Raw genomic sequence first — 15923 nt, 5'->3', positions numbered from 1 at the left:
GATTTGTCGGAGGTTGAGATGGGCACGGCATATCTCTGGTCGCTCGCCGCACTGCTCTTCACCAGCGAGGTCCTGATGCTCGGCGTTCTCGGCGGTGGGGCGTGGGCGGCGGCGGGCCGCGGATGGCCGGGCGTGCTCGCCGGACTCGCAGCTGTCGTCGTCGCGGTGGCCCTGTGGGCGCTGTTCGCGTCCCCGCAGCCGGTCGTGGACATGATCGTCGCGAAGTACGCGGTCAAGATCGGCTTGTACGCGGCGGCGACGGCGCTTCTCGTGGCGGCCGGGATTCGAGCGCCGATCGTGTGGGCGTTCGCCGTGTTCTCGCTTGTTGTCAACATCGCGGCCGTGTTGCCGCCCTACCGAGACTTCTGAAGGAGATCACGATGACCGACACCAGGTACGAAGCGCCGAGCGGCCCGATGTTCACCGCCTCGAATCGGATCGTCGGCGGGCTCGCACGGGTCGGAGCTGCGCCGAAAGGCGTCCATGAGTTGCAGACGGTCGGACGGAGCACCGGCGAGATCCGTCGGACGCCGGTCAATGTGCTCGTCGTCGACGACCGTCGTTTCCTGTTCTCGCCCCGCGGCAACACGCAGTGGGTGCGCAATGTCCGCGCAGGGGGAGCGGTGGCACTGCGACGCGGCCGCCGCACCGACGTCGTGGCCCTCGCCGAACTCGATGCCTCCGCCAAGCCGGCGATCATCCGCGGCTACCTCGACAAGTGGGGCTGGCAGGTCTCGGATTTCGTGGGTGGACTGACCGCGACCTCCTCGGACGAGGAGATCCTCGCTGTCGCGTCGGGATTCCCGGTGTTCGAGGTGCGCGTCTGACACGGTGGGAGGCCGCGCGGATTGGTAGCGTCTCCTGTCATGGCCGATGGCGAACCCGGCGCGAACGCGCAGCCCACTGATGACGACGAGGCGACCTTCGAGGCGGTGCCGCTGCGGCATATCGGGGCGACGCAGGTCAGGGTGTCCGGAGACGCCGAGCGGATCACGACTGACCGCACTCTTCTCGAGTGGGTGGACCCGCGCGATCCGCAGCTCGCCGATCACCGCCGAATCCACGACTCATGGCGCGTTCTGCGCATCCAATCCGAGTTCGTCGCCGGGTTCGACGCTCTCAGCGGTGTCGCCGAAGCCGTCACCGTCTTCGGCTCGGCCCGGGTGGAACCGGGCAGCGACGAGTACAACCTGGGCGTCGACGTGGGGCGGAGGCTCGGCGAGGCCGGATTCGCCGTGATCACCGGCGGCGGACCCGGGGCCATGGAGGCGACGAACAAGGGCGCCTTCGAAGCCGGAGCACAGTCCATCGGCCTCAACATCGAGTTGCCGTTCGAGCAGCACATCAACCCGTACGTCACACTGGCGATCAACTTCCGGTACTTCTTCGTCCGCAAGACGATGTTCGTCAAGTACTCGCAGGCGTTCGTCTGCCTGCCCGGCGGCATCGGCACTCTTGACGAACTGTTCGAAGCGCTGACCCTCGTGCAGACCCGCAAAGTGCTGCGCTTCCCGATCGTGCTCGTCGGCCGTGACTTCTGGGGGCCCCTTGTCGACTGGATGAAGAACACACTCGTCGCCGACGGCAAGATCTCACCCGAGGACCTCGACCTGATCACTCTCGTCGACACACCCGAGGAAGCGGTGCAGGCCGTCTGCGACAAGGCGATCCGCCCGTGACGCGCGATGCGCCCGCGATCTGCGTGTACTGCGCGTCCGGCCCGGTCGACGAGGAGTACCTGCGCCTGGCCGCCGACACCGGCAAAGCCATCGCCGCGGCTGGGGCCACACTCGTGTCCGGCGGCGGGAACATCTCCATGATGGGCAGCGTCGCCCGCGCCGCGCGCGGAGCCGGTGGCAGGACGATCGGCATCATCCCCGAGCACCTGATGGCGCTCGAAGTGGCCGATCTGGACTCCGACGAATTGATCGTCACCGACACCATGCGCGAGCGGAAGCGGTTGATGGACGAGATGTCCGACGGCTTCATCACGCTGCCGGGTGGGGTCGGCACGTTCGAAGAACTCTTCGAGACGTGGACCGGCGCCTATCTCGGGGTGCACGACAAGCCTGTCGTGATGATCAATCACGGCGGGTTCTACGACCCGATGCTCGCCTGGCTTGACGATCTGCGCGCCCGTGGATTCGTCTCCGACCGGGCGTTGAACCGGCTTGTCGTGGTCGACACGGTGTCTGCCGCGATGAAAGAACTGACTCTACGGTAAGGTGACGGCGTTCACCGTCCGGCGTGAGGAGTGAAGCAACCCATGAACACAGTGCCCACCAAGGTCGGGTTCACCGACATTCTCAAGGGTGTCGTCAAGATGGCCCCCGACCTGCCCGGAATGGCTCGCCATGCGCCGAACATGATCTTCCGGTCTCCGGACAAGAAGAACAGCATCGGCCAGATCTTCGCGCAGCTCGCCGCGGACCATCCGGACCGGCCCTTCCTCCGCTGGCACGGCGAGTCGTCGTCGTACGGGGAGTGCAATCGCACCGTCAATCGGTACGCCGCGGTGCTGACCGAACGCGGTGTCAAAGTCGGCGACGTCGTCGGGATCCTGTCGAAGAACAATCCGACCGACCTCCTGGTGATCCTCGCCGTCCTCAAACTGGGCGCGGTCGCGGGAATGCTCAATTACAACCAGCGCGGCGACGTCATCGATCACAGCATGTCGCTGCTCGACGCGAACGTCCTGATCCGCGACCCCGAATGCGACGAGGCGTTCGACTCGATGAGCCCCGAACGCCATCCCGAGCACATCCTCGACTTCGCCGCGCTCGAGGAGGCGGCAGCGGGGAAGTCGGAGGCGAACCCGGCGGTCACGGCGACACTTCCCGCGTCGACTCTTGCGTTCTACATCTTCACCTCCGGCACCACCGGCCTGCCCAAGGCCAGCGTGATGAGCCACAACCGTTGGCTGGCGAACTACACCGGCATCGGCGGGCTCGCGGTTCGTCTGCGCCCGTCGGACACCATGTATGTGGCGCTGCCGCTCTATCACAACAACGCGGTGTCGGTGTCTCTCGGCGCGGTCCTGGCCAGCGGTGCGTGCATGGCCCTGGGCAAGCAGTTCTCCGCATCCCGCTTCTGGGACGACGTGATCGAGAACCGGGCGACAGCGTTCTCTTACATCGGTGAACTGTGCCGCTACCTTCTCGCGCAGCCGGAGAAGCCGACCGACCGTGCACATTCGGTGCGCCTCATCGTCGGCAACGGACTCCGCCCCGAGATCTGGGACGAGTTCGTCGACCGCTTCGGGATCGACCGCGTCGTCGAGTTCTACGGCGCCAGCGAGCTCAATCTGGCGTTCGTCAACGTCTTCGGCGTCAAGCGGACCGTCGGGTTCTGTCCGCTTCCGTTCAAGCTCGTCGAGTACGACGCGGACGGCCAGCCCAAGCGCGACGGCAGTGGCCGTCTCGTCGCCGTTCCGAAGGGCGAGCCGGGTCTGCTGATCGCCGAGATCAGCGAGCGCGTCCCGGTCGACGGCTACACCGATTCGCGGGAGACCGAGAAGAAGATCGTCCGCGACGCCTTCAAGAAGGGCGACGCCTACTTCAACTCGGGTGATCTCGTCCGCGACATCGGGTTCTCGCACATCACCTTCGTCGACCGCCTGGGCGACACCTTCCGCTGGAAGGGCGAGAACGTCGCGACCACCGAGGTGGAGGGTGCGGCAGGCGAGGACGACACGATCGACGGAGCAGTCGCCTACGGCGTCGAGGTCCCCGGATGCGACGGCAAAGCGGGCATGGTGTCGATCACGCTCGCGGGTGACCAGCGGCCTGACCCGAAGCAGCTGGCCGACCGGCTGTACGCATCGCTGCCCGCGTACGCGGTGCCGCTGTTCGTGCGGTTCGTCGACGAACTCGAAGTGACGTCCACGTTCAAGAACCGCAAGGTGGAACTGCGCGACGAGGGCTTCGGCGATGTCGGTGACGACGAGGTGTGGGTGCTCAAAGGCCGCGCAGACGGCTACGTGCCGTTCTACGACGACTATCCGGCGGACGTCGCGGCGGCCAAGGCCCCGCGCTGATCGACGCCTCGCTCGCGCCGTAGGGTGACATCGTGATCTCTGCCCCCTCGGCCGGGTCGAACCCGTCGGGGACGACTCCAGCCCCGACCCTGTGCGGTCGCCCCGTCGCCGTCGACCGAGCGCTTGTCATGGCGATCGTGAATCGGACGCCCGACTCGTTCTACGACCGCGGAGCCACGTTCTCCGACGACGCCGCGAAAGCACGCGTCGACCTCGTCGTGGAACAGGGCGCGGACATCGTCGACATCGGCGGCGTGAAGGCAGGGCCCGGCGAGGAGGTCGACGCCGTCGCCGAAGCCGGGCGGGTGGTCCCGCTGATCGCGTGGATCCGCGCGCAGCATCCCGACCTGCTGATCAGTGTCGACACCTGGCGCAGTGAAGTCGCCGCATCGGCGTGCGAAGCGGGCGCGGACATCGTCAACGACACGTGGGCGGGAGCGGATCCCCGCGTCCTGGCGGTCGCGGCGGAAGCCGGAGCCGGCATCGTCTGCTCCCACACGGGCGGCGCCGTCGTCCGTACCCGGCCTCATCGGGTCGCGTACGACGACGTCGTGTCGGACGTCGTCGCCGAACTGAGCGCCGCGGCGACGCGCGCCAGAGAGGCCGGAGTGCGCGAGGACGGGATCCTCATCGACCCGACACACGACTTCGGCAAGAACACGCATCACGGGCTGGCCCTGCTCCGGGAACTCGACCGACTCGTCGACACCGGCTGGCCGGTCCTGATGGCCTTGTCGAACAAGGATTTCATCGGGGAGACGTTGAACGCCGATCTGACCGACCGCGTCGCCGGGACCCTGGCGGCGACAGCGCTGGCCGCAGCGGCGGGAGCACGGGTGTTCCGAGTGCACGAGGTGGCCGACACTCGACGAGTCGTCGACATGGTGGCGTCGATCCGCGGAACCCGCGCGCCTGCACGCACGGTGCGGGGTCTCGCGTGAACCCTGCCTGGACCGACCGCGGTGAAGGCGAAGCCCGCTGGTCGCACACTCACACCTGGGACCATCCCGAATGGAGCGTCGACGATCTGGTCGCCGCTAAAGCCGGTCGAACGGTCTCCGTCGTGCTGCCCGCATTGAACGAGGAGGACACCGTCGCCGGTGTCATCGAGTCGATCCGGCCCCTGGTGGGGACACTCGTCGACGAACTCATCGTCCTCGATTCCGGGTGCACCGACCGCACCGCCGAGCGCGCTCGCGCGGCGGGAGCGCGCGTCGTCTCCCGCGAAGAGGCGATCCCCGGACTCGAACCGATGCCAGGCAAGGGGGAGGCGCTGTGGCGGTCTCTCGCGGCCACGACCGGCGATCTGGTCGCCTTCGTCGACGCCGACCTCATCGACCCCGACCCGATGTTCGTGCCGAAGATGCTCGGACCGCTGCTCGCCGACCCCGGGATCCACCTGGTCAAGGGGTACTACCGCAGGCCGCTCCTGCACGGATCGCAGCGGGAGTCGTCTGGTGGCGGCCGGGTCACCGAACTCCTCGCCCGACCCCTGCTCACCGCGCTCAAACCCGACCTCGGCGAAGTGCTGCAGCCCCTCGGCGGCGAGTACGCGGGCACCAGAGAACTGCTCACCTCGGTTCGGTTCGCTCCAGGGTACGGGGTCGAGATCGGGCTGCTCGTCGACACATACGACCGCTATGGGCTCCCCGGCATCGGGCAGGTGAACCTCGGCGTTCGGCAGCACCGGAATCGCCCGCTCCGCGATCTCGCCGTGATGAGCCGCCAGATCGTCGCGACCCTGCTCGAGCGCTGCGGCATCGACGACTCCGGGGTCGGTCTCACTCAGTTCGTGCCGGACGAGTCGGGTGCGTTCTCGCCGCACACCACCGAACTCCGCACCGACGAACGTCCACCGATCGCCGGACTGGATCCCCGCCTGTTCTGACTGCAGCGCTACGCTGGTCGGGTGGTGATCATCGGACTGTATGTGATCGGCGTGGCCGTGCTGGTCGCGCTGCTGTTCGCCGTGGTGTGGTTCGTCTTCGGGCGTGGAGAGGATCTGCCGCCCGTCGATCGTGGAACCACGCTCACCCGACTTCCTCGTGCGGGCATCAGCGGCGACGACGTCCGCAGGCTGGTGTTCGCCCAGACCATCCGCGGGTACAACACCGCCGAAGTCGACTGGGCGTTGGAGAAACTCGCCCGCGAGATCGACGAACTCCGGGACGTCGTGTCGGAGCTGTCGGGCCGCGACGTGGCCGACACCGGCTCCCTGCCGACCGTTCAGGTGCCGCCGATCGAACCGTGATCGATCGATCGATCAGCGGATGCGCGCGAAAGCGTGTCGTGTGGCACACGTATCATTGAACGGTCCAGTGAATCGTTGGAGGGAGCACGGACAATGGCGGCGATGAAGCCACGTATGGGTGACGGTGCGATGGAAGCGGTCAAGGAAGGGCGCGGAATCATCGTGCGCATCCCGATCGATGGAGGCGGCCGACTGGTCGTCGAGCTGAACGACGCCGAGGCCAGCGCGCTCGGTGAGGCGCTGCGCGAGGTAACCGCCTGACGCCAGACGCCGACCTGTTCGAGGCTGCCGGCCTCGTCTGTCCGGTCTGCTCGGAACGTCTCGAGCTGATGGGGCGGTCGATGGGCTGCCCGAACGGTCATCGTTTCGACCTCGCTAAACACGGCTACGTGTCGCTCTTGAGCGGCAAGGGGACGTCGCACCGCTCCGACACTCCGGAGATGGTCGCGTCCCGGACGGCGGTGTTCAACGACGGTCTCTACGATCCGATCATGGCCGCTGTCGCAGCAGCGGTTCCCGCCGGCGCGGGGGCCGTCGTCGACGCTGCGGCCGGAACCGGTGCCTACCTGGCGGCCGCGCTGAGCGACTCCGCCGACCGCAGAGTCGGAATCGCGGTGGACCTGTCGAAATCGTGCGCGCGCGCCGCCGCCCGCTCCCATCCACGCGTGGTGTCCGTCGTCGCCGATCTGTGGGCGCAGATTCCGATCGCCGATCGCTCCGCCGACGCCGTCCTGTCCGTTTTTGCGCCACGGAACGTCACCGAGACGGCCCGCGTGCTCGGGACGGGGGGACGGTGGGTGATCGTCACGCCCAACCCGGATCACCTCGCAGAGATCGTCGAACCCATGGGCATGCTGCGCGTCGGCGACGGGAAGACCGAGCGACTCGCGGTGGACCTGGCGGGCTCATTCGAGATCTGCTCCCAGGAGCGTGTGAGCGCCCGCCTCGACCTGACCACCGCTCGTCTGGCCGACATCGCCGGAATGGGGCCGGCAGGCTTCCACCGGACCCGTCCGGAGCTCGACGCCGCTGCTCACGCGCTCGCGGGCGACACAACGGCATCGGCCACCCTCGACGTCACGGTCACGGTCGCACGTCTCGCGGGCTGACGGAGTTCACCGTCGGGTGGTCGGCTCGCGGCGGGGCCGATATGTTGGAGCAGTGAGATCACAACCGCACGTCCTCGGAATAGTCCTGGCTGGCGGAGAGGGCCGACGGCTCTACCCGATGACGAGTGATCGGGCCAAGCCCGCGGTGCCGTTCGGCGGATCGTACCGATTGATCGACTTCGTCCTGTCGAACCTCGTCAACGGTGGTTACGAACGCGTCTGCGTGCTGACCCAGTACAAGTCGCACTCCCTGGATCGGCACATCTCGCAGAACTGGTGGACCTCAGGTTTCCACGGCGAGTACATCACCCCGGTCCCGGCTCAGCAGCGCCTCGGTCCGCGCTGGTACACCGGAAGCGCCGACGCGATCTTCCAGTCGATGAACCTGATCGACGACGAGAAGCCCGACTACATCGTGGTTCTCGGCGCCGACCACGTGTACCGGATGGATCCGTCGCAGATGGTCGAGGCGCACATCGCCAGCGGCGCAGCCGCCACGGTCGCAGGTATCCGTGTTCCTCGGTCGGAGGCGTTCGCGTTCGGCTGCATCGAGTCCGACGACGACGACCGGATCACCGCGTTCGTCGAGAAGCCCAGCGATCCGCCTGGGACGCCCGACGATCCCGACGTCACGTACGCGTCCATGGGCAACTACGTGTTCAGCACCGACGCTCTCGTCGAGATGCTCAAGCGCGACGCCGCCGACGGCGACTCCGACCACGACATGGGCGGAGACATCATCCCCGCCTTCGTCGAACGCGGCGAGGCGTACGTGTACGACTTCAACTCCAACGTCATCCCCGGGGAGACCGAACGCGACAAGGGATACTGGCGCGACGTCGGGACCATCGACGCGTTCTACGACGCCCACATGGACCTGATCTCGCCGAATCCGCGATTCAATCTGTACAACCAGCGGTGGCCGATCCGAGGCGCGACGAGTCACCTGCCGCCTGCGAAGTTCATCGGCGGCGGATCGGCGAGCGACTCGATGGTCGGTGCAGGGTGCATCGTCTCCGGTGCGACCGTCCGCAACTCGGTCCTGTCGAACGACGTGTCGATCGGCGAGGGCTCAGTCGTCCAGGGCAGCGTCCTGATGCCCGGCGTCCGCATCGGCCGGAACGCCGTGGTCCGCAACGCGATCCTCGACAAGAACGTCGTCGTCGCCGACGACGGTCAGCTCGGCGTCGACCTGGATCACGATCGTGAGCGATTCCAGGTCAGCACCGGGGGAATCGTCTCCGTCGGCAAGAACCTGCGCGTGGAGTGACAGGCGGCCGAGTCGAACGATCGGGTTGTCGTCCGAGCGAATGACGGATACATGGGCCCGGGGTACATTCCGATCATGACAGTTCAGACGAATCGCAAGGTCGCCGCCGTCCTGCTGCTCCTGTTCCCGTTTCTGATCACCGCGACGATGACCGTGTCCGAGAGCGGCGACTCTGTCGTGATCGCGATGTGCGTGGCCGCCGTCGTGACCTGGTTCGTCGTCCTGGTCGTGTTCGGCATTCGTTCTCTGCGACGCATCGACGACTACCGATACGGTCCCGACGATCTGACGTTCGACCCCGAGGAAGCGGCCCGCGCCCAAGCGCGCCGCGTTAGAGCCGCGCGGCGGAAATCCCGAGGCTGACGAGGAGCGGCACGGTGTCGGCGTCGATGTTCGCGGGGAGATCGTCGATCGACCACCACGCGAGGTCGACGGACTCGTCACTGCGCACGATCTCGGGGAGTGCGCCGTCGGGCGTCGGATCGGCGACGGCCGCGAACCGGACGTCCAGATGGCGGGTGGGCTGTCCGAGCGAGCACGTGATCGGATGCGTGTGCAGATGCACGGGTGTCCCGGTGAGCCGCAGTGACGGCAGCCCGGACTCCTCCAGTCCCTCCCGCAGCGCGGTCGCGGCGACACTGATGTCGCCGGGCTCGCAGTGCCCGCCGAGCTGAATCCACTTCCCGACCCGCGGGTGCAGCGTCAGCAGAACGTGCGTGAGCTCGGCGTTGAAGACGATCACCGACCCGGTGAGATGTCCAGGGACACAGGCGCGTTCGCACGGGTTCGGAGCCGAATCGACGAATGCCAGAAACGTGTGGCGCAGCGAGTCCTGCTCCGCGTCGGGTGCGGTCCAGTCGGCGAGGATCGCGCGCGTGGTGTCGGTGATGCTCACAGTTCGATCACCAGGCCGTCGGTCGATGCGGGCTCGCGCAGACCCGACGGAGCGGCCGGGTAGCCGATCGCCACGGCTCCGAGCGGCTGCCAGTCCGCGGGCAGGTCGAGTTGCGTCCTCACGGTGTCGGCGGCGAAGATCGTCGACCCGACCCAGCAGCTTCCGACGCCGCGGACCGACAGTGCGACGAGCAGGCCGCTGACCGCTGCGCCGCCCGCCACGGTGAACATCGTGTTCTCACACGCGTTTCGGCGTGCGTCCGGGTAGGTGTGCATCCCGTCGCCGGTGAGCACCGGGATCACGAGTTCGGGTGCGTCGTACAGGATCTGGCCGCGTGCGATGCGCTTGTCGATCGATTCGGCCGTCTTGGAATCCGCACCCAGATCGGTCCGCCACGCATCGCCCATCGCGTCGAGAAGAGCGCGACGGCGGTCGGCGTCGCGGATCCACAGGAACCGGATCGGATGCGTGTGATGCGGCGCCGGCGCGGTGAGCGCTTCCGCGAACGCCGCGTTCATCACGTCGTCGGAGACGGGACCGTCGGTGAACGACCGCACCGAGCGTCGGGTCAGCAACGCCTCGCGGCGGCCCTGGTCGATCGCCTCCTCGACGCCGAGACGGAACATGTCGTCGTCGAGATCTCGGACGAGGTCGGCGGCCGTCGAGCCGTCGTCGACAGGCGTGTACCCGCGAACCACGGCGACGGGCACGGCGTCCAGTTTGCCCTTCACCAGGTCGGCGGCAGCGGCGAGCTCGTCGGCCACGGCTATGTCGGTGACGAGCAACGTGTTGCCGTAGGCGTCGTCGACACCGTCGTAGGCGTGGCTGACGGCGATGCCGGCGGCCCCGATCGCCACGTCGGTCTGTCCGGTGCGCCAGGCGCGACCCATCGTGTCGGTGACGATCACGGCGACGTCGAGACCGTGATCGGCGGCGAGGACGGCTCGCAGCCGTGCGGCGCTCGCATCGGGATCAAGAGGGAGCAGCGCGATCTGGTCGGTTCGGACGTTCGAACCGTCGACGCCCGCGGCCGCCTGAACCAGACCGTTGCGGTTCGCCGTGATCAGCGTGCGATTGCGGCGGGCGACGACGCGGACGGTCTCGGCGTCGATCAATCTCCGCCGGAACGTGTCGCGCTCGTCCGGATCGGTCGGCGCATCGATCATCCGTCCCTCGGTCTTGGAGAAGATCTTGCTCGTCACCACCAGCACGTCGCCGTCGGCGAGCCACGGCGCTGCCGCGGTGATCTCGGCCGCGACGTCACTGTCGGGACCGAACTCGCCGAGTCCGGTCACGGGGAGGATCTGCAGGCCCCCGGTCGCCCGGTGATCCTTGACCTGGACCGCGGTCACGGCGTCTGCACTCCGACGAGGGCGCACGCGGCGCGGACCATGTCGGCGGTGGTCGCCGGATCGGTCATCAGCAGGGGAGCGGCGCCGACGGTGATGCCGTCGACCGTCGCATGATCTCCGTCGGCGATGAGCCATCCGTCGAGCAGGCCGTTCCCCGAGCGGGCACCGTAGTGTGCGGCGATCGCCTCGGCGGACGTCTCGACGCCGATCACCGACAGGCACTCGTCGGCCATGCCGCGCAGCGGCTTGTTGTCGATCACCGGGCTCACCCCGACGACCGGAGCCTTCGTGGTCCGCAGCGCGGCGCGCAGTCCGGGGACGCTGGTGATGGCGCCGATGCTGACCACCGGGTTCGACGGTGCGAACAGAACGATGTCCGCATCGGCGATGGCGTCGACGACACCCGGGGCCGGTTTGGCGTCGTCGGACCCCACCTGCGCGAAACCGTGGGTTGGCACCTGCGCGCGGTGGCGCACCCACCACTCCTGGAAGTGGATCGCGACCTTCTCGCCGGGCTCGCCTTCCGGGCGATCGATCACGACGTGCGTCTCGTGGCGGTCGTCGGTCGCCGGAAGCAGTCGCACGCCCGGCAGCCAACGCTTGTTCAGAGCCGCGGTGATGTCGCTGAGCGCAAACCCCGCATCGAGCATCTGAGTGCGGATGAGGTGTGTCGCGAGATCGCGGTCGCCGAGTCCGAACCAGTCGGGATCCGCGCCGTAGGCGGCGAGTTCGTCCTTCGCGTTCCAGGTCTCGTCGGTGCGACCCCACCCGCGTTCGGTGTCGATGCCTCCACCGAGCGTGTACATGCACGTGTCGAGATCGGGACAGATGCGGACGCCGTGCATCCACGCGTCGTCGCCGACGTTGACGATCGCGGTCACGGAGTGTTCGCCCTGCTGCGCCGTCCCCTCGGGGAACGGCGTGACGCCGAACAGCTCTCGCACACCTTGTAGGAAACGAGCGCCGCCGACGCCCCCGACGAGTACGGTCACCTTCACAGCGATCCACTGTAGTCAGCACCGTGCGACACGCCGACGGGCGTGGGTGAATGTGTGGGGAAACGGTTTTGTCAGACCCCGATGATAAAAATGAATCTTGCTCTTCGGCTTGACCGAGACCGCTCCCGACGTGTGTAATCACATCAGTGTCATTACGGGTGGAGCGGAGCAGGGAGGGCGCCGACTATGACTATTGATCACGGCGAGGGAGCTGAGCCGACCAGTCGCACGACAGCGAATGGTTTTGGGCAACTCACCGCGCTGCCAAGCGATTTCGAGGCTCTGTTCGACGCTGTCGAAGACGAGTGGCAAGACCGAGCACTGTGCTCGCAGACCGATCCGGAAGCGTTCTTCCCCGAGAAGGGCGGTTCTACTCGCGAAGCCAAGCGCATCTGTTCCGGCTGCGAGGTGAAGGCGGACTGCCTGGAGTACGCGCTGCACAACGATGAACGATTCGGCATCTGGGGTGGAATGTCCGAGCGTGAACGCCGTCGGCTCAAGCGCGGCATTATCTGAGTCGCGAATCGACCAGACCGAAGAGCGCCGGGCCGCCCTGACCTTTCAGGGCGGCCCGGCGCTTTTGTGTGCGTCAGGCGTCAGGCGTCGGGACCGTCCTCGACGGTCTCCTCGTCGATTCCGAGGAACGTCGCGACCTGCTGGATCAGCACCTCGCGGAGGAGCTCGGCCAGATCGTCGTCGAGGGCACGCAATTCGAGCGGACGACGGAACAGGATGATCTGCGCGCGGGTCGGCTTCCCCTGCGTGTCGGTGCCCGCCCGCATCAGACGTGCCAGTGGCACAGGGCCGTCGGCTGTCACCTCATCGGGCCACTGCACCGACTCCCAGTCCTCCGGATCGGTTCCGCGCGGCAGCATGCGCGGGATGTCGTCGACGGCGACGTCGAGACCCTTCAGCGCGTCGTGCCACTTCGCGTCGAGTTCGGCGAACGCGTCGACGGCGGCACGGTCGAACTCGTCCGACCGAGTCTTGCGCGCCGGGATTCCCGGCGGCAGAAACGGTCCGCGCAGTCCCCGTCCGTGACGGTCCCGCGTGCGGCGCGACGGCGGAGCGAGCAGACGGACGCCCGAGGTGAGCGGCGCGAGCAGAAAACCCATGGTCACAGTGTAGGTCCGCGTGTCGATCGTGGTTCTGTCGGGCAATCCCTATAGGCTGGCGCTGTGAGTCATCCCCGTCAGTGCTGCAGGCCCGGCTGCTCGCGACTCGCCGTCGCCACGCTGACCTTCGTCTACGCCGAATCGACGGCTGTCGTTGGTCCGCTCGCCGGCTCCGATGAGCCCCATTCGTGGGACCTGTGTGCCGAACACGCCGACCGCATCACCGTGCCGCGCGGCTGGGAGATGCTGCGCAGCGGCAGCGGTTTCACACAGTCCACCGAGGACCAGGATCTGACGGCGTTGGCCGATTCGGTCCGCGAGGTGGGTTCGGCCGCGCCCGTCGGTCGGCCGTCGTTCCGCACCCTGCCCGAGTTCGACGACGCACCGCGTGGTCGCCACCGCGCGTCGGACGCCCCGTCTCGTGCCGCGGCCCCGGCTCCGCGCCCGGGCCGACGCGGACACCTGCGGGTACTGCCCGATCCAGTCGATTGAGCACAGTCTCGAACACCCGGGCGCGTCGCGCTGACTAGTCTTAGCCTCATGTCTGCCCATTTCCGCGATCTCGACGACACCGACGGACTCGTCGCTGCCGATCGTGACGGTTTGCTGCGCTCGGCGGCGATGTCGGGTGCCCACGTGCGCGCCGTGGCGCACGCCGTCGCCGAGGGCGCGTTGGACCGGCTCACCGACCTCCGCCCCCGCGCCGTCGTCCTCGTGACGGGCCGTTCGGCAGCGGCGGACCGGGCCGCGCGGTTCGTCGTCGCGCTGCTCGCATCCCGCTTCGACGCGCCGCTCGTCGTCACACCGTCGTTGCCGGGCTGGATCGGACCGCTCGACGTGGTTGTCGTCGCAGGTGACGACCCTGGCGATCGTGCGTACGCAGACGCCTCCCAGCGGGCACTCCGAAGGCGTGCCGAACTCGTGACGGCCGTCCCCGTCGAAGGGCCCGTCGCCGACGCGATCGGGTCCGACCCCGTCGCGGATCTGTCGCCGCGTCTGCGCGTGGACGACCGGTTCGCGTTCGCGCGCCTGGTCGCCGTGTTCGTGGCCGTCTGCACGGCGTTCGACTCCGTGCGTCTGCACCCGGCGCCGTCGTCCCTCGCCGACATCGCCGATCTGCTCGATGCCGAAGCCGCCGCCGATCATCCGTCGCACGAGAGCTTCCACAATCAGGCCAAGCTTCTCGCCCTGCGCGTGGCCGGTCGGCCGGTGGTGTGGGCAGGGGACACGCCGGCATCGACGGTGCTCGCCGCGCACATAGCGTCCACCGTGTTCACCGTCGCAGGAATCGCGTCCGCCGCCGACGACGAGCAGAGTGCGCTCGCGAGGCTCCGGGTGTCGGCGCACAGCGGGGCGAGCGCGGCCGACTCGATCTTCTACGACCCCGACTTCGACGACGCGCCGCCGGCCGAACAACCTCGCGTGATCCTCGTGACCACAGCGAACCGAGGTTGGGGCGTCGAGCAGCGCGTGAGTGCGCTCGGGGACGTCGATGTGGTCACCGAGCAGAGCGACGCGCCGGACTACCCGGGGGGACTGGCCGAGCAACCTCGCCGCGACCCTGAGTTCTCCGACGTGCCCGCCGACCTGTCCGCGTATCTGACAGTCGCCGTCCGCGCCGACCTCGCATCCGCGTACCTCGAACTGGCGGGGGAGACCGCCTGATGAAACTGCTCGCCGGAGTCATCCGGCCGTACGCGTGGGGATCGCGAACAGCCCTCGCGCAGATGCGTGGTGCGCCGTCGCCGTCGGCTCACCCCGAAGCGGAACTGTGGTTCGGCGCCCATCCTGCGTCGCCTGCGACAGTCGTCTCCGACAGCTCTGGTGAAACCCTTCTCGGGCTGATCGAAGCCGATCCCGTCGGCCAGTTGGGTGCATCGGTCATCGAGACGTTCGGCCCCCGGCTTCCGTACCTGCTGAAGGTGCTCGCAGCCCAAGAGCCGTTGTCGCTGCAGGCGCATCCGAGCTCGGAACAGGCGCAGGAGGGGTTCGCGAGAGAGAACGCGGCCGGTCTCCGTTTCGACGCGCCCGAACGCAACTACCGTGACGGCTGGCACAAGCCGGAACTCGTCATCGCGTTGACCGACTTCGATGCGCTCGCCGGCTTCCGCAACCCGGCCGTCACAGTCGACCTGCTGCGCAGCCTCGACGTCCCCGAACTCGACCCGTACCTGGGCATGCTCGCCGCAGAACCGGACCAGACGGGACTGCGCGCCGTGTTCACCACGTGGCTCACCCTGCCCGACTCGGTGATCGGCGCCCTGGTGCCCGCCGTCCTCGACGGAGCTGTCCGTGCGCTGGCACGCGGTGAGGACCGGTTCGTCGCAGAACTGCGCTCGCTCCTCGAATTAGGCGAGGCGTACCCCGGCGATCCCGGCGTGCTCGCGTCGATGCTGCTCAACAGGCTGAGCCTGAGGCCCGGCGAAGGGCTGTACCTGTCGGCGGGCAATCTGCACGCCTACCTGCACGGCACAGCTGTCGAGTTGATGGCCAACTCCGACAACGTGCTGCGTGGCGGTCTCACACCCAAGCACATCGACGTCCCCGAACTGCTCCGCGTCCTCGACTTCACTCCGGTCGACCTCGACGACCTGATGCCGACGTCGAAGACGGTCGGCGCCGAGCGGGTGTACCTGACGCCTGCACCCGAGTTCCAGCTCTCGCGGATAGAACTCGACGGAACCGGACTGCACAGACCGTCATCGATCAGCTTCGACCTGCCGGGCCCGCAGATCCTCGCCGTCTTGTCCGGGCGGGTCACCATCGTCGGAGCCGACGGCGCGACGCTGACAGCGTCCGCCTGCGATGCGGTCTGGCTCGCCGCATCCGATCCCGATGTGGTCGTGCACGCTGCATCGTCGGACACGGTCTTCGTTCGCGCGCTCGTGCCCTGACAC

General features: G+C 67.8%; 20 protein-coding genes. 16 read left to right on the top strand and 4 right to left on the bottom strand.

The genetic code is table 11. The annotated features are described in order from the left end of the window. The first annotated feature begins 18 nt into the window (after window positions 1–18). The 12 genes from GM1_RS09055 (at window position 19) to GM1_RS09005 (ending at window position 9029) form a co-directional block, all read left to right on the top strand. Window positions 19–369 (top strand): DUF2568 domain-containing protein, encoded by a 351-nt coding sequence (locus tag GM1_RS09055; RefSeq protein ID WP_008378232.1) that lies wholly within the window; start codon window positions 19–21, stop codon window positions 367–369. An 11-nt stretch (window positions 370–380) separates the two neighbouring features. Next, the gene (locus GM1_RS09050) at window positions 381–827 is read left to right on the top strand and encodes a nitroreductase/quinone reductase family protein (protein WP_008378230.1); all 447 of its coding nucleotides are present in this window, start codon (window positions 381–383) and stop codon (window positions 825–827) included. A gap of 39 nt (window positions 828–866) precedes the next feature. Next, window positions 867–1679, top strand: a complete 813-nt coding sequence (locus GM1_RS09045; protein ID WP_008378228.1) for an LOG family protein — start codon at window positions 867–869, stop codon at window positions 1677–1679. Beyond that, entirely contained in the window at window positions 1676–2224 is a 549-nt protein-coding gene (locus GM1_RS09040; protein ID WP_008378226.1) for an LOG family protein, read from the top strand. Before GM1_RS09045 ends, GM1_RS09040 begins: the two co-directional genes overlap by 4 nt. 42 nt (window positions 2225–2266) lie before the next feature. Continuing rightward, a complete protein-coding gene (locus GM1_RS09035) occupies window positions 2267–4036 on the top strand; it encodes a long-chain-acyl-CoA synthetase (protein WP_008378224.1) in 1770 nt (589 codons plus the stop codon). A gap of 128 nt (window positions 4037–4164) precedes the next feature. After that, window positions 4165–4977 carry a dihydropteroate synthase gene (folP, locus tag GM1_RS09030; RefSeq protein ID WP_075052007.1) on the top strand — a complete coding sequence of 271 codons (813 nt, stop codon included), beginning with the start codon at window positions 4165–4167 and terminating at the stop codon, window positions 4975–4977. Beyond that, on the top strand, window positions 4974–5924 hold the full coding sequence (locus GM1_RS09025; RefSeq protein WP_008378220.1) for a glucosyl-3-phosphoglycerate synthase: 951 nt from the start codon (window positions 4974–4976) through the stop codon (window positions 5922–5924). Before folP ends, GM1_RS09025 begins: the two co-directional genes overlap by 4 nt. Before the next feature lie 21 nt (window positions 5925–5945). Further along, window positions 5946–6287 carry a DivIVA domain-containing protein gene (locus tag GM1_RS09020; protein WP_008378219.1) on the top strand — a complete coding sequence of 114 codons (342 nt, stop codon included), beginning with the start codon at window positions 5946–5948 and terminating at the stop codon, window positions 6285–6287. Between the two features lie 93 nt (window positions 6288–6380). Beyond that, entirely contained in the window at window positions 6381–6548 is a 168-nt protein-coding gene (locus GM1_RS21890; protein ID WP_008378218.1) for a DUF3117 domain-containing protein, read from the top strand. Window positions 6549–6628: 80 nt separating this feature from the next. Further along, window positions 6629–7396 carry a methyltransferase domain-containing protein gene (locus GM1_RS09015; RefSeq protein WP_157435913.1) on the top strand — a complete coding sequence of 256 codons (768 nt, stop codon included), beginning with the start codon at window positions 6629–6631 and terminating at the stop codon, window positions 7394–7396. Window positions 7397–7448: 52 nt separating this feature from the next. Continuing rightward, a complete protein-coding gene (glgC, locus tag GM1_RS09010; RefSeq protein ID WP_008378216.1) occupies window positions 7449–8666 on the top strand; it encodes a glucose-1-phosphate adenylyltransferase in 1218 nt (405 codons plus the stop codon). Between the two features lie 75 nt (window positions 8667–8741). Then, window positions 8742–9029 carry a hypothetical protein gene (locus GM1_RS09005; protein WP_157435911.1) on the top strand — a complete coding sequence of 96 codons (288 nt, stop codon included), beginning with the start codon at window positions 8742–8744 and terminating at the stop codon, window positions 9027–9029. On the opposite strand, the gene GM1_RS09000 is transcribed toward GM1_RS09005, so the two are convergent. The 3 genes from GM1_RS09000 to cofD are packed head-to-tail and all read right to left on the bottom strand — an operon-like array spanning window position 8998 to window position 11911. Beyond that, entirely contained in the window at window positions 8998–9561 is a 564-nt protein-coding gene (locus tag GM1_RS09000; protein WP_008378215.1) for an NUDIX hydrolase, read from the bottom strand. The genes GM1_RS09005 and GM1_RS09000 overlap by 32 nt on opposite strands. Further along, window positions 9558–10913, bottom strand: a complete 1356-nt coding sequence (locus GM1_RS08995) for a coenzyme F420-0:L-glutamate ligase (protein ID WP_008378214.1) — start codon at window positions 10911–10913, stop codon at window positions 9558–9560. Before GM1_RS08995 ends, GM1_RS09000 begins: the two co-directional genes overlap by 4 nt. Next, window positions 10910–11911 carry a 2-phospho-L-lactate transferase gene (gene cofD, locus GM1_RS22915; RefSeq protein WP_008378213.1) on the bottom strand — a complete coding sequence of 334 codons (1002 nt, stop codon included), beginning with the start codon at window positions 11909–11911 and terminating at the stop codon, window positions 10910–10912. Before cofD ends, GM1_RS08995 begins: the two co-directional genes overlap by 4 nt. A 186-nt stretch (window positions 11912–12097) precedes the next feature. Between cofD and GM1_RS08985 the strand changes: the two genes are divergently transcribed. Then, window positions 12098–12427 carry a WhiB family transcriptional regulator gene (locus tag GM1_RS08985; RefSeq protein WP_008378212.1) on the top strand — a complete coding sequence of 110 codons (330 nt, stop codon included), beginning with the start codon at window positions 12098–12100 and terminating at the stop codon, window positions 12425–12427. A gap of 80 nt (window positions 12428–12507) precedes the next feature. Here the strand turns inward: GM1_RS08985 and GM1_RS08980 are convergent, their stop codons facing one another. Continuing rightward, window positions 12508–13026 carry a metallopeptidase family protein gene (locus GM1_RS08980; RefSeq protein ID WP_040519753.1) on the bottom strand — a complete coding sequence of 173 codons (519 nt, stop codon included), beginning with the start codon at window positions 13024–13026 and terminating at the stop codon, window positions 12508–12510. Window positions 13027–13089: 63 nt separating this feature from the next. Here GM1_RS08980 and GM1_RS08975 point away from each other — a divergent pair, with 63 nt between their 5' ends. From GM1_RS08975 to manA, 3 genes are read left to right on the top strand one after another with little or no spacing between them, the layout of a single operon-like run. Further along, on the top strand, window positions 13090–13518 hold the full coding sequence (locus tag GM1_RS08975; protein WP_008378210.1) for a DUF3499 domain-containing protein: 429 nt from the start codon (window positions 13090–13092) through the stop codon (window positions 13516–13518). Between the two features lie 48 nt (window positions 13519–13566). Next, on the top strand, window positions 13567–14691 hold the full coding sequence (locus tag GM1_RS08970; protein ID WP_008378208.1) for a hypothetical protein: 1125 nt from the start codon (window positions 13567–13569) through the stop codon (window positions 14689–14691). Further along, a complete protein-coding gene (gene manA, locus GM1_RS08965; protein ID WP_008378206.1) occupies window positions 14691–15920 on the top strand; it encodes a mannose-6-phosphate isomerase, class I in 1230 nt (409 codons plus the stop codon). The genes GM1_RS08970 and manA overlap by 1 nt, the downstream gene beginning before the upstream one ends. Window positions 15921–15923: the final 3 nt, after the last annotated feature.

The organism is Gordonia malaquae NBRC 108250 (assembly GCF_000344135.1).
GTDB classification, from domain to species: domain Bacteria; phylum Actinomycetota; class Actinomycetes; order Mycobacteriales; family Mycobacteriaceae; genus Gordonia; species Gordonia malaquae.
The sequence above is the reverse complement of the archived record's forward strand: the minus strand, read 5'-3'. Positions and strand labels throughout refer to the sequence as shown.